The following is a 23,553-nucleotide window of genomic DNA, read 5'->3' as shown; positions in this document are numbered from 1 at the left end:
TATTCAAGAGATCATTGCAATGACCAAGCAAATCCAGGACGCCTACATCGTCGCCGCCACCCGCACCCCGGTTGGCAAGGCGCCCAAGGGCATGTTCCGCAACACCCGCCCCGACGACATGCTTGCGCACGTGCTGCGCAGCGTCGTCGCCCAGGCCCCGGGCGTGGACGTCAACCGCATCGATGACGCGATCATCGGCTGCGCCATGCCCGAAGCCGAGCAGGGCATGAACGTGGCGCGCATCGGCGTGCTGCTGGCCGGCCTGCCCAACACCATCGCCGCGCAGACCGTGAACCGCTTCTGCTCCTCCGGCCTGCAGGCCGTGGCGCAGGCCGCCGACGCGATCCGCCTGGGCAACGCCGACCTGATGCTGGCCGGCGGCACCGAGTCGATGTCGATGGTGCCGATGATGGGCAACAAGATCGCGATGGCACCGAGCGTGTTCGACAACGACCACGTGGCCATTGCCTACGGCATGGGCATCACCGCCGAAAAGGTGGCCGAAGAGTGGAAGGTCTCGCGCGAAGACCAGGACGCCTTCGCCCTGGCCTCGCACCAGAAGGCCATGGCCGCGATCCAGAACGGCGAATTCAAGGACGAGATCAGCCCGTACGAGATCGTCTCGCACCTGCCGGACCTGGCCGATGGACAGCGCATCATCACCCGCAACAAGATCGCCGACACCGACGAAGGCCCGCGCCCGGATTCCTCGGCCGAAGGCCTGGCCAAGCTGCGCCCGGTGTTCCGCAACGGCCAGTTCGGCGGCACCGTCACCGCTGGCAACTCGTCGCAGATGAGCGACGGCGCCGGCGCCGTGCTGCTGGCCTCGGAGCAGGCGATCAAGGATTACGGCCTGACCCCGCTGGCGCGTTTCGTCAGCTTCTCGGTGGCCGGCGTGCGCCCGGAAGTGATGGGCATCGGCCCGATCGCCGCGATCCCGAAGGCACTGAAGCAGGCCGGCCTGACCCAGGACCAGCTGGACTGGATCGAGCTCAACGAAGCCTTCGCCGCACAGTCGCTGGCGGTGATCCGCGACTGCGGCCTGGACCCGGCCAAGGTCAACCCGCTGGGCGGCGCGATCGCCCTGGGCCACCCGCTGGGCGCGACCGGCGCGATCCGCACCGCGACCCTGCTGCATGGCCTGCGTCGTCGCCAGCAGAAGTACGGCATGGTGACGATGTGCATCGGCACCGGCATGGGCGCGGCGGGTATTTTCGAGGCGCTGTAAGGTTCAAGGCGTTGCCTCGTTGGGCTTCATGGCGTGGGCCGGGTTGGCAGGGCTGCCCGGGACACGCCGTGAACCCTTCCATGGGGGCTCGATGGCGCCATCCATGGCGCCAACGGTCCCGGGCAGCCCTGCCAACCCGGCCCTTCCAGCCTCCCCGCGGCGGAGGGATGAGCAAAGGCAGGGTCAAAGGCCGGGGTCAGATCCCTTTGTTGCGCAAAGGGATCTGACCCCAACCCACGAAAAAAGGCAGCCAGTGGCTGCCTTTTTGCTTTTGCCTTTGCCTTTGATTCCGCCCTTCGCGTCCGCGCCCGCAGGAAACCTGACAGGCGGGACGGGTGGGCCGTTGCAGGACCGTTGGCGCCATGGATGGCGCCATCGAGCCCCCATGGACGGGTTTACGGCGTGTCCTGCAACGGCCCACCCGTCCCGCCCATCACGTATCAATCAAAGCGCTGACGGAGCGCTTGATAAACCCCTTATTCCGCCAGCATCGCCGCCAGCTTCTCCCGCGCCGGGCCGGCCAGCTTCGGGTTGTCCAGCGCGAAGCGGATCGTCGCCTCCACCAGGCCCAGATGCGTGCCGCAGTCGAAACGGGTGCCCTCGAAACGATAGGCGTCGACCTCTTCGGTCTTCAACAGCTCGGCAATCGCATCGGTCAGCTGGATCTCGCCGCCGGCACCGGTCTGGGTCTGTTCAAGCAGCTCGAAGATCTTCGGGCTCAGTACATAACGGCCGACCACCGCCAGGTCGCTCGGCGCGTCCTCCGGTTTCGGCTTCTCGACGATCTGCGAAATGCGGCCCTTGCGGCCATCGAACGCCTCGGTGGCGACGATGCCGTAGCTGGCGGTCTTCTCGTGCGGCACGTCTTCCACCGCAATCACGCTGGCACCGCTGGCCTCATTGAGGTCGGCCATCTGCTTCAGTGCACCGGCACCGCGGTTCCAGATCAGATCGTCGGGCAGCAGCACCGCGAACGGCTCGTCGCCGATCACGGCCTTGGCACACAACACCGCATGCCCCAGGCCCAGCGCCTCGGCCTGGGTCACGAAAATCGCGCGCACGCCATTGGGCAGCACGTGCCGGATCAGCTCCAGCTGCTCCTGCTTGCCGGCGCGCTCGAGCTTCTGCTCCAGTTCGTAGGCCTTGTCGAAATAGTCGGCCACCGCATGCTTGTAGCGGTTGGTGATGAACACCAGGGTGTCGCAGCCGGCCTCGATGGCTTCATCCACGGCGTACTGGATCAGCGGCCGATCAATGATCGGCAGCATCTCCTTCGGCACAGTCTTAGTTGCTGGCAGAAAACGCGTCCCCAGCCCTGCCACCGGGAATACTGCCTTGCGAATTCGCTTGCTCATTGGTGCCTGTTCGCCTCACGTGCCGGAAAGGGCACGACTTTAGCGGATGAAATGTAAGCATCCTGTTCGATTGGCGAGAATTCCGGCATCGTCGCAAACAGGATTTCCTGGATGCTGGCCGTGTCGTAGCTGGCAATCGCCTCACGCAGGCGCGGCACGTTGCCCAGCACCAGGTCGCGCGAGAACGCACGCACGCCAGCCTCGAGAATCTTGGGATGCGCGGTCGAGCGGTAGTCCTCGTCCGAATAGAACAGCGTCTCGTGCAGTTTCTCGCCCGGACGCAGGCCGGTATAGATGATCGGGATGTCCTTGTACGGCTGCTTGCCGGTCAGGCGGATCATCTGTTCGGCCAGCACGCGGATCGGCACCGGCTCGCCCATGTCGAGCGTGTAGATCGCGCCATGCGACGCGGAGGCGGCCGCCTGCAGGATCAGCTGGCAGGCCTCGGGAATGGTCATGAAGTAACGGCTGACTTCCGGATCGGTGACCGTGACCGGGCCACCGCGCAGGATCTGCTCGCGGAACAGCGGCACCACGCTGCCGGCCGACGCCAGCACGTTGCCGAAGCGCACCGTGACAAAACGGGTATGCGTGGACTTCTGGTCCAGGCTCTGGCAGATCATCTCGGCGTAGCGCTTGCTCGCGCCCAGCGCATTGACCGGGTCGACCGCCTTGTCGGTGGAGATGAACACGAAATGCTCCACGCGGGCTTCCAGGCAGGCGCGGGCCACGTTCTCGGTCGCCAGGATGTTGTTGCGCACCGCTTCGCGCAGCTGGCGCTCCAGCACCGGGACGTGCTTGTAGGCGGCGGCATGGAAGGCGGTATCGACCGGGTGCAGCGACAGCGCGTGGCGGATCACCGCCGGGTCACCGCAGTCGCCCAGCACCGCCTCGATCTCGACATCGGGGAAGCTGCGACGCAGCTCGCCCTCGATGGTCAGCAGCAGCAGCTCGCTGATCTCCAGCAGGATGATGCGACCGGCACCATGCCGCGCGCACTGGCGGCACAGCTCCGAGCCGATCGAACCACCGGCGCCGGTCACCATCACGGTGCGCCCGCCCAACCAGCCGCGGATCAGGTTCCAGTCCGGCATGATCGGCTTGCGCCCCAGCAGGTCCTCGATCGCCACTTCCTTCAGCTGGCCCGGCAGCGACTGGCCCTGCAGGATGTCACTCAGCTTGGGCACGGTACGGAACGGCACGCCGGTGCTTTCGCAGATCGCCACCACGCGCTGCATGCCCGCAGCGTCCAACGAGGGCATGGCGATGACCAGCAGCTTGGCGGCAGTCTCGCGGACCACCGTTGGTGCGTCGTCCAGGGTGCCGAGGATCGGCAGGCCCTGCAGCTTGGCGCCACGCAGGTGCGGTGCATCGTCGAGCAGGCCGACCGGCTCGAAGTTGCCGGAACGGCGCAGGTCGCGCACCAGGGTCTCGGCCGCCTGGCCGGCACCCAGGATCAGCACGCGGCGGGCGCTGGAATCGGACTGCAGCGCCTGGTAGTCCTTCCAGGCCCGGTACAGCAGGCGCGGCGCGCCCAGCAGGGCCGACAGCGCGAACGGATAGATCACCAGCACCGACATCGGCACGCCGTCGAAGCGCTTCCACATCAGCACCAGCACGATGGCCACCATGCCGATGAAGCTGGCCTTGAAGATGTTCAGCAGGTCGCTGACGCTGGCGAACCGCCACAGGCCGCGATACAGGCCCACGCGCCAGAACACCAGGCCCTGCAGCAGCAGCACCAGCGTGGTATCGACGTTCCACAGGGGCAGCGCCGGGGCGTTGGGGAGGATCGAGTAGCGCCCCGCGTGGAGCAGCTGCCAGCATGCCCAGACCATGAAAAGGTCGTGGCAGACGATGGCCGAACGCGGCATCAGGCCGAGGATTCTGTCCCGCCAGGGCGAAGCCATAAGTCAGGTATTTCCTTGTCGGTAGCGCATTCCATTGCGCAGGAGGAGCCAGAGAACGCTCAGCGCGGTGAACCACGCGATCGCCACGGCAGCCTCCCACCTCGGCTGCAGATTGGAGCAGACATTGAACACTGTAATGCTGAACAGGCCTAAAGCAAAGTACATCCCTGTCACCTGGGGGTGACTGGCTCCTGCCTGCACCGCGCGCTGGTAGACGTGCTGGGTATGGGGTTCCATCCAGCGTTGTCCTGAAATGATGCGCGCCAGCAGTGTGAAGCCCGCGTCCACGAGGAACGGCGAAACCGGTACCAGCAGCAGGATCCAGTTGATATCGGTACGCACGCTGGCGAGCGCCAGCACGGCCGCGACCGCGTATCCCAGCGCTCCACTTCCGACATCGCCCATGAAGATCCTGGCCCGCGGGAAGTTGAACGGCAGGAATCCCAGGCAGGCCAGGCCCAGCGCCACGGCAGCCAGCGAGTACGGCCACGGCAGCACCGGCGCCAGCCCCAGCATCGCTACGACGGCCTGGCTGGCGGCAATGCCGTTGATGCCGTCCATGAAATTCCAGATGTTGATCAGCGAGGCAGTGAACAGCAGCACCAGCGTGGCCAACAGCCAGCTTCCGCCGTTCACCTTGACCAGGCCGGCCAGCAGCGCCGCAGCGACGAAGTGCACCAGCAGGCGACGCATCGCCGGCAGGGGCTTGTGGTCGTCCCACCAGCCGATGCCGGCCACCAGCACCAGCCCAAGGCTGGCCACCAGCAAACTGGGAGTCGCTTCGGGCCAGGCCCACATGGCCACGCCAGCAGTCACCAGCAGGCTGATGACAATGGCGATGCCGCCACCGCGCGGGGTGGCAACGCTATGGCTGCGGCGTTCGCCGGGCTGGTCCATCAACTGCCGGCGCAATGCATAGCCGCGTGCCGCCCACGTCAGCAGCGCGCTCAGCAGGGCGAGCGCCAGCAGCGCGCCCATCACAAGCCAGGGCATGGATCAGAGCACCGCGTAATTCAGCAGCGGCTTGACCGTCCCCCACTCCTTGCAGCTCGGGCACTGCCAGTGGTGGGTACGCGCGCCGAAGCCGCAGCGGGTGCAGCGATAGGCCGGGTTGCGCACCAGCAGCTGGTCGGTGATGTGCTTGAGGTCGTGCAGGGTGGCCGTGGAATCGGCGCCCTCGGCCAGGGTCAGGTCGATCAGCGCGGACTCGCCACGCACCGACGGACGATCCTTGAGCTGGCGGCCCAGGTAGGCACGCGCCGGCGCCACGCCCTCCTGCTCTTCCATCAGGCGGGTCAGCGCCAGTACCGGGGCGATGCCGCGGTAATGCTCGGTCATCTCCGACAGGAACGCGCGTGCGCCTGCCAGGTCGCCAACCTTGCGGTAGTTCTGCATCAAGGCCGGCAGCAGTTCCGGCAGGTATTCGGGATCGTTGCGCGCGGCGCGCTCGAAGGCGCGTACGGCCGCCTCCGGGTTACCCGCGTCGGTCTCCAGGCGGCCCTCGATGATGCCGGCGCGCACCGACATCGCGTCGGCCTGGTAGGCCCGCGCAATCGCTGCCCTCGCCTCTTCCAGCTTGCCGGCGCCACGGAACCGCTCGGCCAGTTCGCATTCGAACTGCCCGATCAGCTTGCCCATCGGCTCGCCGGTGACATCCTCGAAACGGGTGGCGTTGTCGATCGCCTTTTCCCAGTCGCGCTCGGCCTGGTAGATGCCGATCAGGTGCTTGAGCGCCTGCGGGGCGCGCTGGTCCAGCTGCGCCAGCTCGGTGAACACGGTCTCTGCGCGATCCAGCAGGCCGGACTTCATGTAGTCCTCGCCCAGCGCCAGCAGAGCCTGCACGCGCTGTGCATCACTGAGGTCGTGACGGTTGACCAGGCCCTGGTGCAGGCGGATGGCACGGTCGACTTCGCCGCGGCGGCGGAACAGGTGGCCCAGCGCGACCTGGGTCTCGAAGGTTTCCTTGTCCAGCTCGGCAATGTGCAGGAACAGCTCGATGGCCTTGTCCGGCTGCTCGTTGAGCAGGTAGTTCAGGCCCCGGAAATAGGTGCTCGACAGGCGGCTGACCTGGCTGTCACCGTGGCGTTGGCCGCCGCGACGTCCGATCACCCACCCGGCCAGTGCGGCCAGCGGAACGAACAGGAAAAACCAGAACCACTCGGTGACGAAATCCATCTTCGATCAACGTCCATCAAAAGATTGGTTGGAAGCGACCGGTGCCGGCGAAGCGACAGCGGACTTGTTGGCGCGGCGCAGCTGGCCGTAGAGCGGAATGACCACGCTCACCAGCACCAGCCCGGCACCGACCACCACACCGACCAGCAGCGCGGCGATCAGGGCCACGCCCACCGAGGTGTGCAGTTGGGTAAACAGCAGGTTGATCGACATCGCGGTCATGTTGACCGCACCAATGATCAACCCAAGGATCAGCACCGCCAGCAGGACCAGCAGACGAAAAACCTTCATGCGACAGCTCCAGTGGCAGGAGTCCGTAGCTTATCCGACTCGCGGCTGGATTCGCACGCGGTGGCGCGACGGCAGGCTCAGGCCGGATCGGCATCCAGCGGCAGCACGCTGCTGACGCGCTCGCGCAGTTCCTTGCCCGGCTTGAAATGGGGGACATGCTTGCCCGGCAGGGCAACCGATTCGCCGGTCTTCGGGTTGCGGCCCAGGCGCGGCGGACGATAGTGCAGCGAGAAGCTGCCAAAACCACGGATTTCGATGCGATCCCCGGCGGACAGCGATCCGCCCATCATTTCCAGCAACGACTTCACCGCCAGATCGACATCATCGGCCTTCAGGTGCGCCTGCCGGCGCGCAAGGATTTCGATCAGTTCGGATTTGGTCATCACCGGCTCACATCAGGGGCATCTCAGCCTGAAACGGCCCGGGCAGAAGCCCGGGCCGTCCAGGAAACAACAAACAGCCTAAGGCCGATTACTCGGACTTGTTGCCGTTCAGCTGCGCACGCAGCAGCGCGCCCAGCTGGGTGGTGCCGCTGGAAGCCGAAGAGGACTGGTATTCCTCCAGCACTTCGCGCATTTCCGCGTCGTCCTTGGCCTTGATCGACAGCTGCAGGGTACGGCCCTTGCGGTCCATGCCCACGAACTTGGCTTCGATCTTGTCGCCGACCTTCAGGTGCTGGGTGGCGTCGTCAACGCGCTCGTTGGCGATGTCGCGGGCCGAGACGTAACCTTCGATGCCGTCAGCCAGCTCGATGATCGCGCCCTTGGCGTCGACTTCCTTCACCACGCCTTCGACCTTGGAACCCTTCGGATTGGCCGCCATGTACTGGCCGAACGGATCCTGCTCCAGCTGCTTCACGCCCAGGGAGATGCGCTCGCGCTCCGGATCGACAGCCAGGACGACGGCGTCCAGGGTATCGCCCTTCTTGAAGTTGCGAACGACGTCTTCGCCGGTGGTGTTCCAGCTGATGTCGGACAGGTGGACCAGGCCATCGATGCCGCCGTCCAGGCCGATGAAGATGCCGAAGTCGGTGATCGACTTGATCTGGCCCGACACCTTGTCACCCTTCTTGTGGGTGGCAGCGAAGGTTTCCCACGGATTGGCGGCAACCTGCTTCATGCCCAGCGAGATACGGCGACGCTCTTCATCGACGTCCAGCACCATCACTTCGACTTCGTCACCCACCTGCACAACCTTGGACGGGTTGACGTTCTTGTTGGTCCAGTCCATCTCGGAGACGTGCACCAGGCCTTCGACGCCCGGCTCGATCTCAACGAACGCACCGTAATCGGTGACGTTGGAGACCTTGCCGAAGACGCGGCTGTTGGCCGGGTAACGACGGCCGATGTTGTCCCACGGATCCTCGCCCAGCTGCTTCAGGCCCAGCGAAACGCGGTTGCGCTCGCGGTCGAACTTCAGCACGCGGACGTCCAGCTCGTCGCCGACGTTCACGACTTCCGACGGGTGACGCACGCGCTTCCACGCCATGTCGGTGATGTGCAGCAGGCCGTCGATACCGCCCAGGTCCACGAACGCGCCGTAATCGGTCAGGTTCTTGACGACACCCTTCAGGATCGCGCCTTCCTGCAGCTTGTCCATCAGCTGCTCGCGCTCTTCCGAGTGCTCGCTTTCGACGACAGCGCGGCGCGAGACCACGACGTTGTTACGCTTGCGGTCCAGCTTGATGAGCTTGAACTCGAGTTCCTTGCCTTCCAGGTAGGCCGGATCGCGCACCGGGCGCACATCGACCAGGGAACCCGGCAGGAAGGCGCGGACATCCTTGATGTCCACGGTGAAACCACCCTTGACCTTGCCGCTGATGCGGCCGGTGATGGTTTCGTTCTTTTCCAACGCTTCTTCCAGCTCGTCCCACACCATCGCGCGCTTGGCCTTCTCGCGCGACAGGACGGTTTCGCCGAAGCCGTTCTCGATCGAGTCGAGGGCGACCTTGACGATGTCGCCTTCGGCGACGTCGATTTCGCCAGCGTCGTTACGGAACTGTTCGATCGGCACGATGCCTTCGGACTTCAGGCCAGCGTTGATCACCACGACGTCGCCGCGGACTTCAACAACGGTACCGCTGACGATGGCGCCCGGCTTCAGCTTGGCCAGGTTGGCCTGGCTGGCTTCAAACAGTTCGGCAAATGATTCGGTCATTAGATTTACTCTGTTGGACACATGGGTCGGTGGCGTCCCCTTCAGGGGAATGGCGACCGCCCGCCTGTTGGTCGACCCCGGAAACGCAGGTCGTGTGTAGTAGGAAAACCGCCACGCATCATTGCGCGACGGAGCGGGTACAGCACTGCTATGCGCGACCACCGCCGATGCTGCTGGCAGTGCTCCCGCGCGAACGGATCAGGCAGCCGGAACCGGAAGCAGATCCATCACTCGGGCAACGACATCATCGATGCCGATGCCTGTGGTGTCGATGAGGACAGCATCGTCTGCCGGCTTCAGGGGCGCCACGGTACGCTGGGCATCACGGGCGTCGCGGGCCATGATCTCGCGCAGGAGGTCATCAAAGTTAACAGAAACCCCCTTGTCTTTCAACTGCTTATGCCGGCGCTCGGCGCGCTCCTCGGCACTGGCGGTCAGGAAGACCTTGTAGGAGGCGTCCGGGAAGATCACCGTGCCCATGTCACGGCCGTCGGCGACCAGGCCGGGCAGCTCCCTGAATGCGCGCTGGCGCTCCTTCAGGGCGGCCCGGACCTCCGGAATGGCCGCAATCGCCGAGGCCAGCGCGCCGGTGGTCTCCAGGCGCAGCTCGTCGGTGGCGTCGGTGCCATTGACCATGACCCGCATGGCATCGCCCTGCTCGACAAACTGGACGTGGGTGTCGAAGGTGCAGCGCACCAGCGCCGAGGCGTCGGAAGTATCGATGTCGGCCCAGCTCGCGGCCACGCCCACCGCCCGGTACAGCGCGCCCGAATCCAGGTAATGCCAGCCCATCCTGCGCGCGATGATGCGGCTGATGGTACCCTTGCCGGCCCCGGATGGGCCGTCGATGGTCAGGACGGGAGCGAGTGGATTCATGGGGGTCCCAGAGCGTGTGAAGAGGCCATTCTAGCCCCTGCCAGACGCCCCGAGCGGGATCTTTTGTGCAACCACTTGAAACCATGAGGAAAAGCCCGGTAGAATGGCGGGCTTGAACGAGCGTCAACTGCCGATTGTCTTTCGCATATCGCGGCCACGCTCCACCCGAACAACTACTGTTTACGCCGAGGTATGCCATGAAAGTCCTGTCCTCCCTGAAGTCGGCGAAGGCCCGTCACCGTGACTGCAAGGTCGTGCGTCGTCGTGGCAAGATCTTCGTCATCTGCAAGTCGAACCCGCGTTTCAAGGCGCGTCAGCGCTAAGCCTCACAGCCTCCTAGCTGCGGCGGGCCCTACGCGGGGCCGACCCGATGCAAGAAACCGCCTTCGGGCGGTTTTTTGTTTATGCGGCTTTTTCCTGCCGTTTTTGCTGTAATCGCCTTTCTTGACCACTGGGGAGTAGATCGAGATGAAGCGTTACCTGTCCGCCCTGGCCGTGATGGCCACCCTGGCCGCCGCCACACCGGCACTGGCCGATACCCTGCTTGTCGACCGTGCCCGCGAGAAGCCGGCCGGCGCCCTGCCCGTGCGCGGCCAGAGCATGCAGCAGGTGCAGGCGCAGTTCGGCGCGCCCAGCGAGCAGCTGCAGCCGCGCGGCGGGCAGAAGCGGCAATGGCCGACCATCAACCGCTGGGTGTACCCGCAGTTCACCGTCTACTTCGAGAAGCAGAAGGTGATCGACGTGGTGGCCAACCAGGCGGACCCGAACGAAATCGGCCCGAAACCGCCGATCCGTTGATCCCCTTACCCGCCGTGGGCGGGCCTGTGTAGCGAGACCATGAACCAGACCCTTCGTTTTCCTGCCGAGTGGGAAGCCCAGAGCGGCGTCCTCATTGCCTGGCCCACCGCCGACACCGACTGGGCCGACCGCCTGGGCCAGGTGGAAGAGACCTACATCGCCCTGGTCGCGGCCATCACCCGCTTCCAGCCGGTGCTGATCTGCGTGGCCGACGACGATGTGGAGACCTATGCCGAGATGCGGCTGCGTTCCAACCGCATCGACATGGACAAGGTCCACTTCACCACGGCCGCCTACGACGATACCTGGCTGCGCGACTCCGGCCCGATCACCCTGCGCCGCGCCGACGGCGGTTTCCAGCTGCTGGACTTCCGCTTCACCGGCTGGGGCGGCAAGTTCGACGCCACCCTGGATGACCAGCTGGTGGGCGTACTCGACCAGGCCGGCGTGTTCAACGATGCGCCGGTGCGCAGCATTCCGTTCGCGCTGGAAGGCGGCGGCATCGAGACCGACGGCGAAGGCACCTTGCTGACCACCTGGAAGTGCCTGCACGAACGCCACCCGGACCGTGACCGCGCCAGCCTGAGCGCCGACCTCGCCGACTGGCTGCAGCAGGACCGCGTGCTGTGGCTGGACCACGGCTACCTGGAAGGCGACGACACCGACGCGCACATCGACACCCTCGCCCGCTTCGCCTCGACCGACAGCATCGTCTACCAGGCCTGCGACGACGAGAGCGACTCGCACTACGCCGAACTGCAGGCGATGGGCAACGAGCTGGCTGCACTGCGTACCAAGGATGGCCAGCCGTACCGCCTGTTCCCGCTGCCGTGGGCCCGGCCGGTGATCGACGAAGGCCGTCGCCTGGCCGCGTCGTACGCCAACTACCTGATCGTCAACGGCGCGGTACTGATGCCGGCCTATGGCGACCCGGCCGACGACCTGGCCCGCGACGTGCTGGCGCAGGCCTACCCGGGCCGCGAGATCGTGCAGGTGCCCTGCCGCTCGCTGATCTGGCAGAACGGCAGCCTGCACTGCATCACCATGCAGCTGCCGGAAGGGCTGTTGAAGGCCTGAGAAAAGGTCGTGCCGGCCGCTGGCCGGCAACCAGGCAATGCCTGATGGATTGACGGGGATGCCGGCCAGCGGCCGGCACGACCATCACCCATTCAGCGCGCGACACGCCGCCGCCGTCCATCCGCGCTAACATGCAGGTTTTCCCCCGCAGGAACGCCCCGCATGAACTCGCGCAGCCCCCTTACCGTCGCCCTGATCCAGGAGCGCAACCACGGTGACGCCGCCGCCAACCTGGCGGTGATCGAAGCACGCGTGGCCGAGGCGGCTGCGCAGGGTGCCAAGCTGGTGCTGCTGCAGGAACTGCACAACGGTCCGTACTTCTGCCAGCACGAGTCGGTGGATGAGTTCGACCTGGCCGAGCCGATTCCGGGCCCGAGCACCGAGCGCCTGGGCGCGCTGGCGAAGAAGCATGGCGTGGTGCTGGTCGGCTCGCTGTTCGAGCGCCGCGCTGCCGGCCTGTACCACAACACCGCCGTGGTGTTCGAGAAGGACGGCACGCTGCTCGGCAAGTACCGAAAGATGCATATCCCGGACGACCCGGGCTTCTACGAGAAGTTCTACTTCACTCCGGGCGACATCGGTTTCACGCCGATCGACACCTCGGTGGGCCGCCTGGGCGTGCTGGTGTGCTGGGACCAGTGGTACCCGGAAGCGGCGCGGCTGATGGCGCTGGCCGGCGCCGAGCTGCTGCTGTACCCGACCGCGATCGGCTGGGACCCGGACGATGTGCAGGACGAGAAGACCCGCCAGCGCGACGCCTGGGTACTGAGCCACCGCGGCCATGCCGTGGCCAATGGCCTGCCGGTGCTGAGCTGCAACCGCGTCGGCCATGAGGCTTCGCCGCTGGGTGCTTCGGGCATCCAGTTCTGGGGCAACAGCCACGTGCTGGGCCCGCAGGGCGAATTCCTGGCCGAGGCCGGTACCGAGGCCACCGTACTGCTGTGCGACATCGACCTGCAGCGCAGCGAGCACGTGCGCCGCATCTGGCCGTTCCTGCGTGATCGCCGCATCGATGCCTACGGCGACCTGCTCAAGCGCTACATCGACTGAGCCGGAGCCCGCGCATGGCCGTCCTCATCCGTGATGCCGGCCCTGCCGACATCAATGCGATCACCGCGATCTACGCGGTGGAAGTGACCGACTTCGTCAACACCTACGAGTACGAGATCCCGGACGCGACCGAGATGCTGCGCCGCATGCGCGACATCGTCGATCGCGGCTTCCCCTACCTGGTCGCCGAGATCGATGGCCAGGTGGCCGGCTATGCCTACGCCAACACCTACCGCACCCGCGTGGCCTACCAGTGGACCGTGGAGAACTCGGTCTACGTCGATGCCCGCTTCCAGGGCAAGGGCGTCGGCACCGGCCTGCTGCAGGCGCTGATCGATGCCTGCGTGGCGCGTGGCTACCGGCAGATGGTGGCGGTGATCGGCGAACCAACCAACACCGCTTCAATCAAGCTGCACGAACGCTTCGGCTTCGAGCTGGTGGGCGTGTTCCGTGGCCTCGGCCGCAAGCATGGCCGCTGGCTGGATACCGTGCAGATGCAGCGCGCGCTCGGCGACGGCGCCGACACTGCACCTTCCAATGAATGAACCCATGACCGAAACCCTTCCCGAGACCGGCGACGACCTGTTCGCCGGCCAGCCGGTGCGCGTTGTCGAACGCGACGGCGTGCGTTACACCCTGCTGGGCACCGCCCACGTTTCACGCGCCAGCGTCGAGGCCGTGGAAAAAGCCATCGACAGCGGCCGCTTCGATGCAGTGGCTGTCGAGCTGGACCCGCAGCGCCTGCAGGCGCTGAGCGACCCGGACACGCTGGCCAAGCTCGATCTGGTAGAAGTGATCCGCAAGGGCCGCGTGGCCCTGTTTGCGGCCAACCTGGCGCTGTCCGCCTACCAGCGCCGCCTGGCCGAACAGCTCGACATCGAACCCGGTGCCGAGCTGAAGCGTGCGGTGGAGCTGGCCCGCGAGCGCAACCTGCCGGTGCACCTGATCGACCGCGAGGTCGGCCTGACCTTCCGTCGTGCGTCGCAACGGCTGGGCTTCTTCGGCAAGCTGAAGCTGGTTGCCGGGCTGGGCGCCGGCCTGTTCTCGTCGGAAGAAGTGGGCGAGAACGAGATCGAGAAGCTCAAGCAGGGCGACATGCTGGAGTCGAGCTTTGGTGAGTTCGCCAGCGAGAGCCCGGCGCTGTACGAAACCATCATCGGCGAGCGCGACCGCTACATGGCCACGCGCCTGCGCGAGGAACACACCCCGCAGCAGCGTGAAGTGCTGGCGGTGGTCGGTGCCGGCCATCTTGCGGGTCTCGCGCGCTACCTGGAAACCGACACCGAGGCCCCGGCACCGCTGCGCGCCGAGCTGGAGGCGGTGCCGAAGAAGCGCAACATTCCGTGGTTCACGCTCGGCATCCTGGCCATCGTGGCCACCGGCATCGGCGTGGGCTTCTACCGCGGCGGTCTGGGCGTGGGCACCGAACTGCTGGCGACCTGGGCGATGTACACGGGCGGCCTGGCGGGCCTGGGCTGCCTGCTGGCCGGCGGCCACCCGCTGAGCATCCTCACCGCGATCGCGGTGGCCCCGTTCAAGCCGTTCCGCCTGAGCATCCCGACCGGCGCCTTCTCGGCGCTGGTGGAAGCACGGCTGCGCAAGCCGGCCTACGAGGACTTCCTGAAGCTGCGCGACGATGCGCAGAGCCTGAAGGGCTGGTACCGCAACCGCGTCACCCGCGTGGTGCTGACCTTCATGCTGACCAACATCGGCAGCATGCTCGGCCTGTGGCTGACCACGTTCAAGGTGTGGGGCAAGGTGGCGGGATAACCCCCAACACTCGTGGCTATACTCGGCGTTTAAGGAAGGAACACTCCAATGGATGCATACGATGCGCTGATGCGCGATGGTTTCGTGGTGGTGCGCCAGGCGATTGCACCCGCACTGGTCCAGGACATCAACGAGCGCATCGCGCGCTTCAAGCAGCGCAATCCAAAGGCGGTGTCGCGAAACCTGGACGGTCACAAGCGCATGTATCGGGTCGTCAACCTGCACCTGGCGGTGGATGCGATGACCCGCCTGCTCACTGACAACCCGGCCATCGACGTCTGCGATCGCTTCCTCGGCGAACCAACCACGCTCTACACCAGCCTCTACTACGAGCGCGGATCGGAGCAGTCATTGCATCGCGATACGCCAGTGTTCTGCACGTCCCCGGGCGAGCGCTACATGGGGGTATGGACCGCGCTGGATGCGGTTGACGAAAGCAATGGCCCCCTGCGCGTGGTTCCGGGCAGCCACCTGTTGCCGCCCATCGATGTGCAGGCACTGCGACGCGAAGTCTTCGGCGACGGCCCGATCAGCGCCATGTCGCCGGAGGGCTGGGCCGCCTATCAGGATGCGGTGGCGCGCCAGTGCGAAGACGCTGGCCTGAAGCCGCAGTCGGTGCACGTGCAGCCAGGCGATGTGATCGTCTGGCACCCGCAGCTGTTCCATGGCGGCGCCCCGCATCCCTCTGCCGGAACCCGCCGCAGCGTGGTCATGCACGTGACCCCGAAGTCGATGCCTGTGGGTCACATGGATGTTTTCTACGGGCAAACCCCTCCGCTGGCCAAAGCGCCCTGGCGCTATTACCGGCGTGGCCAGCGTGAGATCGCGCGATTCGGGCAGGTGGATTTCGGTCACGAGTACACGCGCCGGACCTGGTTCCTGCGCAAAGCCTGACTCAAGCCAAAAAAATGGGGGAGGCCGCCCCACTACGACCGGCCTCCCCCACACCACAACGCGTTGTCGCGCACTACAGCCGGGCAGCGCCCGGCTCTACCCTCTCCAGGCCACGCGCACGGCGGATCAGCCGCGTCACGGCAGTGCGCAGGTCATCGAGCACCGCGTAGATCGTCGGCAGGAACAGCAGGCTGACCACCGTCGAGAACGCCAGGCCGCCGGCAATCGCGCGCGCCATCGGCGAATACTCCGGGCCGTTGCCAAACATCTGCGTATCGGTCAGCGAGATCGGGATCATCGCCAGGATCGCCGTGCCCATCGTCATCATGATCGGGCGCAGGCGTTCGCGTGAGCCTTCCACCAGTGCCTGGGTGCGGCCCATGCCGCTGCGCCGCAGGTTGTTGATGTGCTCGATCATCACGATGCCGTTGTTCACTACCACACCCATCAGCACCAGGATGCCGATGAAGGACATGATCCCGAACGAGGTGCCGGTGATCCAGAACAGCCAGAACACGCCGAAGATCGAGAACAGCACGCCACTCATGATCGCCGCCGGGAACAGCAGCGACTCGAACACCGCCGCCATCACCACGTAGATCATCACCAGTGCGATCAGCAGGTTGAACACCATCTGCTGCATGGCTTCGTCGTCGTTGCCGTAGTCGCCGCCGTCGAAGGTGAAGCCATAGCCGGCCGGGAAGTTCATCGGCTTGAGCACGGCTTCGATCGCCTTGCGCCCGTCCGGCGCGGTGACCTTCTCGGCCAGGTTGGCCTTGATGGTCAACGTCGTCTGACGGTTGGTACGGCCGATCTGGGTGGCCGATGAACCGACGTCCACGGTGACCAGGCTCAGCAGCGGCACGCTGCGGCCATCGCCGGTGCGCACGCTGAAACCGGCCAGGTCTTCCGGGCTGCTCTGCTCGGCGCCGGCAAAGCGCACCCACACCGGCACTTCATTGTCACCGCGGCGGAACTCGCGCATTGGGGCACCGCGCAGCGCCAGGCCGACGAAGCTGGCCACCTGTTCGGCGTTGAAGCCGAACGCTGCTGCACGCTCACGGTCGACGCGCACCTTCAGCTCGCCGCCCTTCTCGCCGTTGTCGATGCGCACGTCACGCAGCTCGGCACGCTGCGCCAGCAACGGCACCACTTCCTGGCCGATCTCCTGCAGCATCGAACTGGAGTCGCCCACCAGCTGCACCTGCACGCCCTGGTTGCCGCCACCACCGCCATCGCCCCCCTGGTTGCCGACGAAATAGTCGGTGCGGGCGGACTTCGGCAGGCCCTTGCGCAACTCTTCCTGCAGCGCCTTGATGTCCTTGGCGTACTTCTCGTCCAGGGTGACCACCGTGGAGCTGCCCTCCTGCTCGCTGTACCAGGAGTACACCTGCTTCACGTGCAGGCGCTCACGGTTCTGGTCGATCCAGTTCTCCACCCGCGCCACTTCCTCGGACATCTGCCGGTAGGTGTAGGGGCCCTTCCACATGTAGCCAATGAAGATGTCCTTGCCGCCCTCGCCCCCGAACATGTCGACCTTGGTCAGCTTCATCGGCACCAGGCTGACCAGTACCACCAGCAGGATGCCGAGCAGGCTCCAGCCGCGGTGGTGCAGCGACCAGTCCAGCAGCCGGGCGTAGCGGCGCTGCAGGCGCGCGATCAGGCCGGTCTGCGAGTGCACCAGCTTGGGCGTGGCCATGCGCGCGGACAGCATCGGGATCAGGCTGACCGCGACCAGCCACGAGGCCAGAAGCGAGACCGAGATGGTGATCGCGATCTGTGCCATGAAGATGCTGATGTTGTTGGTCTCGCCGAACAGGTTCGGCACGAACACGATGCAGTGGCACAGCGTGCCGGCGCTGAGCGCGATGGCCACGTTGCGGGTGCCGATGATCGAGGCCAGCCGCGGCTGCCCCGGCATGCGCTCGCGCTCCTGGTAGATGCTCTCGACCACCACCACCGCATTGTCGACCAGCATGCCCACGGCCAGCAGCAGGCCCATCATGGTCAGGATGTTGAGTGTCACCCCGACGAAGTACATGAAGCCCAGGGTGATGGTGAAGCAGATCGGAATGGCCAGGGTCACCATCAGCGTCGATGGCCAGTGGCGCAGGAAGAAGAACAGCACGGTGACCGACAGGATCAGGCCGACCGCACCGGCTTCGGCCAGTTCCAGCAGCGAGGAGGTTACCGCCTTGCCCTGGTTGTCGATCACCTTGATCTGCACGTCGCGCATCGACGGCTGCGCGCGGATCGCCTCGACCTCGGCCAGCGCCGCACGCGAGACGTCCACCAGGTTGGCGCTGCGCTCCTTGAAGATGTCCAGGCCGACGGCCGGGTTGCCGTCCAGGCGGCGCCCGTAGTTCATCCGCGCCGGCTTCAGGCGGACGTCGGCGATATCACCCAGGCGCAGGCCCTTGGCGTTGATCACCAGGTCGCGCATTTCCTGCAGGTCGGTAATCTCGCCCACCGGCTGCACGCGCACGCGCTGGCCGTTGTCGTCGATCTGCCCGGCCGAGATCGAGAAGTTCAGCGTGCGCAGGCGCTCGCTCAGCTCGTTGATGCTCAACCCATGCGCGTTGAGCCGGTTCGGGTCGATGGCGATCTCCACCTCGTTCGGCGGCGCACCGGTGATATCGACGCGGGCCACGCCCGGGATGCGCTCTATGCGCCGCTTGAACTCACGGTCGAGCATGTCATAGGCAGTGGTGAGATCGGTGGTGCTGGCCAGCCGCACCTTCAGCACGGGCTGGTCGCTGCTGGACCACTTGAACACGTTGTAGCGCTGCAGGTCGTCGGGCAGGTCACTGCGGATCGCGTCGATACGCTCGCGCGCGTCGGACGCGGCAATGGCGATGTCGCGGTCCCAGTCGCTGAACTCGATGTAGATCAATGCCGCCTCGGACGTCGCCGACGAACGCATCCGCTTGATGCCGGTCATCGTCGCCAGTGACTCCTCGACCGGACGGATGATGGTCCGTTCCACTTCCTCCGGGGTCGAGCCGGTATACGGAATCTGCACGAACAGGAAGGGCGCGGAGATGTCCGGCAGCGCCTCCAGCGGCAGCCGGAACGAAGCGATCAGGCCGATCACCACCAGCGACACGAAGCACATGATGGTGGTGACCGGGCGGCGGATGGAGAACTCGGCAATACTCATGCCGGTTCCTCCACGCCTGCCGCGCCGCCTTCGTCGCCGTGCAGCCCTGCGCCGGCATGCTTGCGGCCGCGCTCGCGATAGTAGGCATCGCCACGACGATCCATCAGGTCGTACACCACCGGGATCACCAGCAGGGTCAACAGGGTCGACACCAGCAGGCCGCCGATCACGGTGATCGCCATCGGCGCGCGCACCTCAGCACCCTCGCCCATCGCCACCGCCAGCGGCAGGAAGCCGAACAGCGTGCACAGCGTGGTCATGATGATCGGCCGCAGGCGCGAGCGCGCACCTTCCACCAGCGCCTCTTGCTTGGCCACACCGGCCTCGCGCAGCTGGTTGACCTTGTCGATCAGGATGATCGCGTTCTTGGTGACCAGGCCGACCAGCAGGATCAGGCCGATGAACACCACCACCGAGATGGGCTTTCCGGTCAGCATCAGCGCCAGGATCGCACCGACCAGCGCCAACGGGATGGTGAACAGGATCACGAACGGATGCAGCAGCGACTCGAACTGCGAGGCCATCACCAGGTAGACCAGGAAGATCGCCAGGCCGAAGGCGAAGATCAGCGACTTCGCCGCCTGCGCCAGCTCCTCGCCCTGGCCACCGATGTGCAGGCCCACGCCCGCGCCCAGCGGCTGCTCGGACACCATCTGCTGCACTTCGCGCATGGCCGCGCCGAGGTCGATGTCGCGCAGGTTGGCCGACACCACCGCGACCCGCGTCTGGTCGGCACGATGGATCTCGCTGGGGCCGGTGGTGGCGACCACGTCGGCTACCGCGTCCAGGGTCACCGGGCGGGTGCTGCCGGGATTGACGATCAGCCGGCGGATGCTCTCCACGCTGGCGCGGTCACCTTCCTGGGCACGCACCAGCACGTCGATCTTGCGGTCACGGAAGCTGTAGCGGGTGGCGACGTCGCCACGCACCTTCTTCACCACCACGTCGGCGATCTGGCGGGTGGTCAGGCCCAGCGCACCGGCGCGCTCCTGGTCGAAGCGGATCTGGATTTCCGGGAAGCCCTCCTCCACCGTCGACTTCACGTCGGCGTAGTGGGCGTTGCCGCGCAGCATCGCCGCCAGGCGCTGGCCGGCCACTTCCAGGGTCGCCATGTCCTGCCCGCGCAGCTCGATTTCCAGCGGCGTGGAGAAGCTGAACAACGCCGGCCGCGCGAAGTCAACCTGCGCGCCCGGATGCTGGCTCATGGTGCCGCGCAGGCGCTCGGTGATTGCCGCCTCGGTCTGGGCATTGCCACCACCGGCCATCACCACGGTCAGCTTGCCTATGTTCTCGCCGCTCTCGGTGGGGCTGGCGTCCAGGCGGGTGCCGCTGCCGCTGACACCGTACAGCGAAGCCACGCCCTCCCCCTTGCCATGCGCCAGTTGCAGCTCACGCACCAGCGCGTCGGTCTGCTTCAGCGGCGTGCCGGCCGGCAGCTTCACGGTCATCTCGAACCGGTCCTGCGCCAGCTGCGGGATCAGGTCGGCGCCGAGCATCGGTACCAGCGCCATGGTCGCCACGAAGATGATCGTGGCCACGCCCAGCACCTTGCCCGGATGTGCCAATGCGCTCGGCAGCAGGCGCAGATAGCCGCGCTCGGCACCGGCGTAGGGCTTCATCGCCAGATCACTGGCCTTGCGCATCACCGGCCCGACCACCGCCACCACGCCACGCCACAGGCGCACCACCAGCCAGGCCAGCGCATAGAAGCCCCAGCGCACGCTGGCGACCACGCCACGGCGACCCAGCGCGACCGGCTTCTGCCAGCGTTTCTGCGGCTGCCACGCTGCGTTCGGTGCCTCTTCCGGGAACGCCAGCGGCGGCCGTCCCTTCAGCGAGCTCAGCATCGGGATCAGGGTCATCGACACCAGCAGCGAGATCGCGATGGCGATCGCCACGGTCAGCGCCTGGTCGCGGAACAGCTGCCCGGCGATGCCATCGACGAACACCAGCGGCAGGAACACCGCGATGGTGGTCAGGGTCGAGGCGACCACCGCCATGCTCACTTCACGGGTGCCGGCGATCGCCGCTTGCAGGATGCCCAGGCCACGCTCACGGGCCTTGGCGATGCTCTCCAGCACCACGATCGAGTCATCCACCACCAGGCCGGTGGCCAATGCCAGGCCGCCCAGCGACATCACGTTCAGGCTCAGGCCGAGCTGGCCCATGAAGAAGAAGGTGGCGATGATCGAGACCGGCAAGGACAGGCTGATCACGAACGTGCTCCAGCCATCGCGCAGGAACAGGAAGATGATCAGGATCGCCAGCAGGCCACCGATCACGGCATCCTTCTTGACGTCGGCGATGGCGTGCTCGATGAAGCGCGACTGGTCCTCGATGGTGGTCAGCTCGACGTCCGACGGGAACGTGCCCTTGATCTGCTCCAGCCGCTTGCGCAGCGCTTCGGCGGTGGACACGGTGTTGGCGTCACCTTCCTTGTAGATGGCCAGCTCGACCGCCTCCTTGCCGCCCAGGCGGATGATCGCTTCGCGCTCCTTGTAGCCCTGGCGCACGGTGGCGACGTCCTTCAGGCGCACCGGCACGCCGTTGGCGACGACGCTGGAGCCCGCACCTGACGATGCGCTCTGCGCCGCCGAAGCCGCCGCGATGGCCGCTGCCGAACCGGTCGAGGCAGCAATGTTGAACATCTGCTGCAATGCCGAGTCGGCCGCGCTGCCGTTCGAGCCCTGGGTGGTCACCAGCAGGTTGCGGATCTCCTCCAGGTCGGCGAACTGGTTGACGGTACGCACCAGGAAGCGCTGCGAGCCCTCCTCCAGGCGGCCGCCGGAGATGTTGATGTTCTCGTCTTTCAGGCGCTTGATGACGGTGTCGATCGGCAGGTTCAGCTGCGCCAGCTTCTGCTGGTCGATGTCGACCTGGATCTCGTCCTCCAGTCCACCGCCGACCTTCACTGCCGCCACGCCGGTGACCGGCTCCAGCTTCTTCTTCAGGTCTTCATCGGCATAGCGGCGCAGGCCGGTCAGCTCGCGGACCGCGTCGGCATCGCTGGCCGGCGCGACCTTGTTGGACAGCACCAGGCGCATGATCGGCTCGGTGGACGGATTGAAGCGCAGCAGCACCGGGGCCTTGGCCTCCAGTGGCAGGTTCAGCGCTTCCATCTTGTCGCGCACCTCCAGGCTGGCCTGGTCCATGTTGGTGCCCCAGGCGAATTCCAGCACCACGTCGCTCTGGCCGGTGCGCGAGACCGACTTCAGCTTGCGCAGGTTCTTGACCACGCCGACCGCTTCCTCGACCGGCTGGGTGATCAGGGTTTCGATTTCAGTCGGCGCCGCACCGGTGTATTCGGTGCGCACGGTCAGCGTCGGGTAGCTCAGGTCCGGCAGCAGGTTGACCTTGAGGTTGCCCAGCGCGATCAGGCCGAACAGCAGCAGGGTGACCGTGCACATGGCGATGGTCACGCGGCGGCGGGTGGCAAACTCCACCAGGCCGCCGCGCATGCCGGCGGCGGCGCCGTCGCTCGCCGGCGAGGCACCGTGGTCGTGGCCCGGGGCGGTCATTGCGTGCTCCCGGCCTTGGCTGCCGGCTTGGCGGCCGTTGCGACCGTCTTCGCCTTCGGGTCGGCAATCACCTGCACCGCGGTGCCGTCGCGCAGGGCGACCTTGCCGGCGGTGACCACCTGATCACCGGCCGCCAGGCCATCACGGATCTCCACCCACGGGCCCTCGGCGTAACCCAGTTTGACCGGAACGCGTGCGACCTTGCCTTCGCGCACGCGGAACACCGCCGGCTCACCGTCGTCGAGCAACGCCAGGCGCGGCACCACCAGCGCATCGGCACGCTGGTCGTAGTCGATGCGGATGCGCCCGAACATGCCGGGCTGCAGTGCGTGTGCTGCGCCGTCGAAGGCGCTGACCACGCGAAACGTGCCACTGCCCGAGTCCACCACCGGCGCAATGCGGTCAACGGTGCCGGTGAAGCTCTGCCCCGGCAGCGCGTCGGCCGCCAGGGTCACCGGCTGGCCGGCGCGCAGGGTGGCCAGCTCGCGTTCGGGCACGTTGAGCGTCGCCTCCAGTCGCGAGTTGTCGACGATGCGGAAGATCGGCGTATTGATCTGCACGAAGTTGCCGGTCTTGATCGAGCGCGAGGCGATCACGCCGGAAATCGGTGCGACCACGGTGGTGTAGGACAGTTCCAGCGTCGCCAGGCGGTACTGCGCGCGGACGTTTTCCAGATCGAAACGCAGCTGGTCGACATCGGCGGCGCTGACCATCTGCTGGCCGACCAGCTTCTGTGCGCGCTGGTAGTTGTTTTCCAGCTTGCGCATCTGCGCTTCGCTCTGTGCCACCGCCAGGCGCGCGCGGTCCGGGTCCAGCCGCACCAGCGGCTGGCCGGCGGTGACCCGCTGACCTTCCTCGACCAGCACCGCCAGTGCCACGCCGGAGGTCTTGGCGACCACCTGCGATTCGGCGCGTGGCTCCAGTGCGGCGGTACCGGTGTAACTGGCCGCGACCGCGCGATGGCTGGCCACCGCCACCTCGACCGGGACCGCATCGACCTTCTTTTCCTCCTTGGTCTCGGCGGCCTTGGCTTCGGAATTGGGCCCTGCGGCGCAACCGCCCAGCAGCAGGGAGGTGGAGATCAGCAGTGCGGCAGCGCAGATTCCGCTGCGACGGCCGGACAGGAGGGTTGGGTGCGACATCGTCAGGTCCCTGGAGGATGCGTGGACAGGTGTGGTAGCAAAGTAATGCACCACTTCACGGCAACACCATATCCCAAAGGTCATGGTGCCTTCACGCCGCCGGTCGGCCCGACCCCATTTCAGCTAGATGAAACCTGAGGCTATACTCGGGT

At 66.2% G+C, this 23,553-nt stretch carries 19 protein-coding genes; 8 read left to right on the top strand and 11 right to left on the bottom strand.

Annotated features, from left to right (window positions below):
* Positions 1 to 19: 19 nt before the first annotated feature.
* Positions 20 to 1,228 (top strand): acetyl-CoA C-acyltransferase, encoded by a 1,209-nt coding sequence (locus NSQ78_RS09670; protein WP_019661304.1) that lies wholly within the window; start codon positions 20 to 22, stop codon positions 1,226 to 1,228.
* Between the two features lie 476 nt (positions 1,229 to 1,704).
* Here the strand turns inward: NSQ78_RS09670 and galU are convergent, their stop codons facing one another.
* The 8 genes from galU to cmk form a co-directional block, all read right to left on the bottom strand.
* The gene (gene galU, locus NSQ78_RS09665; protein ID WP_032954121.1) at positions 1,705 to 2,583 is read right to left on the bottom strand and encodes a UTP--glucose-1-phosphate uridylyltransferase GalU; all 879 of its coding nucleotides are present in this window, start codon (positions 2,581 to 2,583) and stop codon (positions 1,705 to 1,707) included.
* Complete coding sequence (locus NSQ78_RS09660) at positions 2,580 to 4,493, bottom strand: nucleoside-diphosphate sugar epimerase/dehydratase (protein WP_049464485.1); 1,914 nt, start codon at positions 4,491 to 4,493, stop codon at positions 2,580 to 2,582. The genes galU and NSQ78_RS09660 overlap by 4 nt, the downstream gene beginning before the upstream one ends.
* 3 nt (positions 4,494 to 4,496) lie before the next feature.
* The gene (locus NSQ78_RS09655) at positions 4,497 to 5,486 is read right to left on the bottom strand and encodes a glycosyltransferase family 4 protein (RefSeq protein WP_064238290.1); all 990 of its coding nucleotides are present in this window, start codon (positions 5,484 to 5,486) and stop codon (positions 4,497 to 4,499) included.
* Positions 5,487 to 5,489: 3 nt separating this feature from the next.
* Positions 5,490 to 6,668, bottom strand: coding sequence for a lipopolysaccharide assembly protein LapB (gene lapB / locus NSQ78_RS09650; RefSeq protein WP_005416232.1), 1,179 nt, complete (start codon positions 6,666 to 6,668; stop codon positions 5,490 to 5,492).
* A 6-nt stretch (positions 6,669 to 6,674) separates the two neighbouring features.
* Positions 6,675 to 6,959: a lipopolysaccharide assembly protein LapA domain-containing protein gene (locus tag NSQ78_RS09645; protein WP_049464482.1), complete on the bottom strand. Its 285-nt coding sequence runs from the start codon at positions 6,957 to 6,959 to the stop codon at positions 6,675 to 6,677.
* 77 nt (positions 6,960 to 7,036) lie between these two features.
* Positions 7,037 to 7,342: an integration host factor subunit beta gene (locus tag NSQ78_RS09640; RefSeq protein ID WP_005409286.1), complete on the bottom strand. Its 306-nt coding sequence runs from the start codon at positions 7,340 to 7,342 to the stop codon at positions 7,037 to 7,039.
* An 88-nt stretch (positions 7,343 to 7,430) separates the two neighbouring features.
* Positions 7,431 to 9,116, bottom strand: a complete 1,686-nt coding sequence (gene rpsA, locus NSQ78_RS09635) for a 30S ribosomal protein S1 (protein ID WP_005409285.1) — start codon at positions 9,114 to 9,116, stop codon at positions 7,431 to 7,433.
* A 198-nt stretch (positions 9,117 to 9,314) separates the two neighbouring features.
* Complete coding sequence (gene cmk / locus NSQ78_RS09630) at positions 9,315 to 9,992, bottom strand: (d)CMP kinase (RefSeq protein ID WP_014036894.1); 678 nt, start codon at positions 9,990 to 9,992, stop codon at positions 9,315 to 9,317.
* 197 nt (positions 9,993 to 10,189) lie between these two features.
* Here cmk and ykgO point away from each other — a divergent pair, with 197 nt between their 5' ends.
* The 7 genes from ykgO (at position 10,190) to NSQ78_RS09595 (ending at position 15,581) form a co-directional block, all read left to right on the top strand.
* Positions 10,190 to 10,315, top strand: a complete 126-nt coding sequence (ykgO, locus tag NSQ78_RS09625; RefSeq protein WP_005409283.1) for a type B 50S ribosomal protein L36 — start codon at positions 10,190 to 10,192, stop codon at positions 10,313 to 10,315.
* 145 nt (positions 10,316 to 10,460) lie between these two features.
* Positions 10,461 to 10,790, top strand: coding sequence for a hypothetical protein (locus NSQ78_RS09620; RefSeq protein WP_005416228.1), 330 nt, complete (start codon positions 10,461 to 10,463; stop codon positions 10,788 to 10,790).
* A gap of 39 nt (positions 10,791 to 10,829) precedes the next feature.
* The gene (locus tag NSQ78_RS09615; RefSeq protein WP_049464476.1) at positions 10,830 to 11,867 is read left to right on the top strand and encodes an agmatine deiminase family protein; all 1,038 of its coding nucleotides are present in this window, start codon (positions 10,830 to 10,832) and stop codon (positions 11,865 to 11,867) included.
* Positions 11,868 to 12,029: 162 nt separating this feature from the next.
* Complete coding sequence (locus NSQ78_RS09610; protein WP_064238287.1) at positions 12,030 to 12,917, top strand: carbon-nitrogen hydrolase; 888 nt, start codon at positions 12,030 to 12,032, stop codon at positions 12,915 to 12,917.
* A gap of 14 nt (positions 12,918 to 12,931) precedes the next feature.
* Positions 12,932 to 13,462, top strand: coding sequence for a GNAT family N-acetyltransferase (locus NSQ78_RS09605; RefSeq protein WP_049464474.1), 531 nt, complete (start codon positions 12,932 to 12,934; stop codon positions 13,460 to 13,462).
* Entirely contained in the window at positions 13,455 to 14,687 is a 1,233-nt protein-coding gene (locus NSQ78_RS09600) for a TraB/GumN family protein (protein ID WP_049464471.1), read from the top strand. Before NSQ78_RS09605 ends, NSQ78_RS09600 begins: the two co-directional genes overlap by 8 nt.
* 48 nt (positions 14,688 to 14,735) lie before the next feature.
* The gene (locus tag NSQ78_RS09595; protein ID WP_064238285.1) at positions 14,736 to 15,581 is read left to right on the top strand and encodes a phytanoyl-CoA dioxygenase family protein; all 846 of its coding nucleotides are present in this window, start codon (positions 14,736 to 14,738) and stop codon (positions 15,579 to 15,581) included.
* A gap of 73 nt (positions 15,582 to 15,654) precedes the next feature.
* Here NSQ78_RS09595 and NSQ78_RS09590 read toward each other — a convergent pair whose 3' ends face one another.
* The 3 genes from NSQ78_RS09590 to NSQ78_RS09580 are packed head-to-tail and all read right to left on the bottom strand — an operon-like array spanning position 15,655 to position 23,401.
* On the bottom strand, positions 15,655 to 18,741 hold the full coding sequence (locus NSQ78_RS09590) for an efflux RND transporter permease subunit (RefSeq protein WP_064238283.1): 3,087 nt from the start codon (positions 18,739 to 18,741) through the stop codon (positions 15,655 to 15,657).
* Positions 18,738 to 22,259, bottom strand: coding sequence for an efflux RND transporter permease subunit (locus tag NSQ78_RS09585; RefSeq protein ID WP_064238280.1), 3,522 nt, complete (start codon positions 22,257 to 22,259; stop codon positions 18,738 to 18,740). Before NSQ78_RS09585 ends, NSQ78_RS09590 begins: the two co-directional genes overlap by 4 nt.
* A complete protein-coding gene (locus NSQ78_RS09580; RefSeq protein ID WP_064238278.1) occupies positions 22,256 to 23,401 on the bottom strand; it encodes an efflux RND transporter periplasmic adaptor subunit in 1,146 nt (381 codons plus the stop codon). Before NSQ78_RS09580 ends, NSQ78_RS09585 begins: the two co-directional genes overlap by 4 nt.
* Positions 23,402 to 23,553: the final 152 nt, after the last annotated feature.

The sequence above is a fragment of the Stenotrophomonas sp. FSL W7-1447 genome (assembly GCF_037966425.1).
Taxonomy (GTDB): Bacteria; Pseudomonadota; Gammaproteobacteria; order Xanthomonadales; family Xanthomonadaceae; genus Stenotrophomonas; species Stenotrophomonas pavanii.
Note: the sequence above shows the minus strand (reverse complement) of the source record. Positions and strands in the feature narration are given on the sequence as shown.

Coding starts and splice junctions, on each gene's coding strand:
- NSQ78_RS09670 (WP_019661304.1), top strand. CDS start 20: ATGACCAAGCAAATCCAGGACGCCTACATCGTCGCCGCCACCCGCACC.
- galU (WP_032954121.1), bottom strand. CDS start 2,583: ATGAGCAAGCGAATTCGCAAGGCAGTATTCCCGGTGGCAGGGCTGGGG.
- NSQ78_RS09660 (WP_049464485.1), bottom strand. CDS start 4,493: ATGGCTTCGCCCTGGCGGGACAGAATCCTCGGCCTGATGCCGCGTTCG.
- NSQ78_RS09655 (WP_064238290.1), bottom strand. CDS start 5,486: ATGCCCTGGCTTGTGATGGGCGCGCTGCTGGCGCTCGCCCTGCTGAGC.
- lapB (WP_005416232.1), bottom strand. CDS start 6,668: ATGGATTTCGTCACCGAGTGGTTCTGGTTTTTCCTGTTCGTTCCGCTG.
- NSQ78_RS09645 (WP_049464482.1), bottom strand. CDS start 6,959: ATGAAGGTTTTTCGTCTGCTGGTCCTGCTGGCGGTGCTGATCCTTGGG.
- NSQ78_RS09640 (WP_005409286.1), bottom strand. CDS start 7,342: ATGACCAAATCCGAACTGATCGAAATCCTTGCGCGCCGGCAGGCGCAC.
- rpsA (WP_005409285.1), bottom strand. CDS start 9,116: ATGACCGAATCATTTGCCGAACTGTTTGAAGCCAGCCAGGCCAACCTG.
- cmk (WP_014036894.1), bottom strand. CDS start 9,992: ATGAATCCACTCGCTCCCGTCCTGACCATCGACGGCCCATCCGGGGCC.
- ykgO (WP_005409283.1), top strand. CDS start 10,190: ATGAAAGTCCTGTCCTCCCTGAAGTCGGCGAAGGCCCGTCACCGTGAC.
- NSQ78_RS09620 (WP_005416228.1), top strand. CDS start 10,461: ATGAAGCGTTACCTGTCCGCCCTGGCCGTGATGGCCACCCTGGCCGCC.
- NSQ78_RS09615 (WP_049464476.1), top strand. CDS start 10,830: ATGAACCAGACCCTTCGTTTTCCTGCCGAGTGGGAAGCCCAGAGCGGC.
- NSQ78_RS09610 (WP_064238287.1), top strand. CDS start 12,030: ATGAACTCGCGCAGCCCCCTTACCGTCGCCCTGATCCAGGAGCGCAAC.
- NSQ78_RS09605 (WP_049464474.1), top strand. CDS start 12,932: ATGGCCGTCCTCATCCGTGATGCCGGCCCTGCCGACATCAATGCGATC.
- NSQ78_RS09600 (WP_049464471.1), top strand. CDS start 13,455: ATGAATGAACCCATGACCGAAACCCTTCCCGAGACCGGCGACGACCTG.
- NSQ78_RS09595 (WP_064238285.1), top strand. CDS start 14,736: ATGGATGCATACGATGCGCTGATGCGCGATGGTTTCGTGGTGGTGCGC.
- NSQ78_RS09590 (WP_064238283.1), bottom strand. CDS start 18,741: ATGAGTATTGCCGAGTTCTCCATCCGCCGCCCGGTCACCACCATCATG.
- NSQ78_RS09585 (WP_064238280.1), bottom strand. CDS start 22,259: ATGACCGCCCCGGGCCACGACCACGGTGCCTCGCCGGCGAGCGACGGC.
- NSQ78_RS09580 (WP_064238278.1), bottom strand. CDS start 23,401: ATGTCGCACCCAACCCTCCTGTCCGGCCGTCGCAGCGGAATCTGCGCT.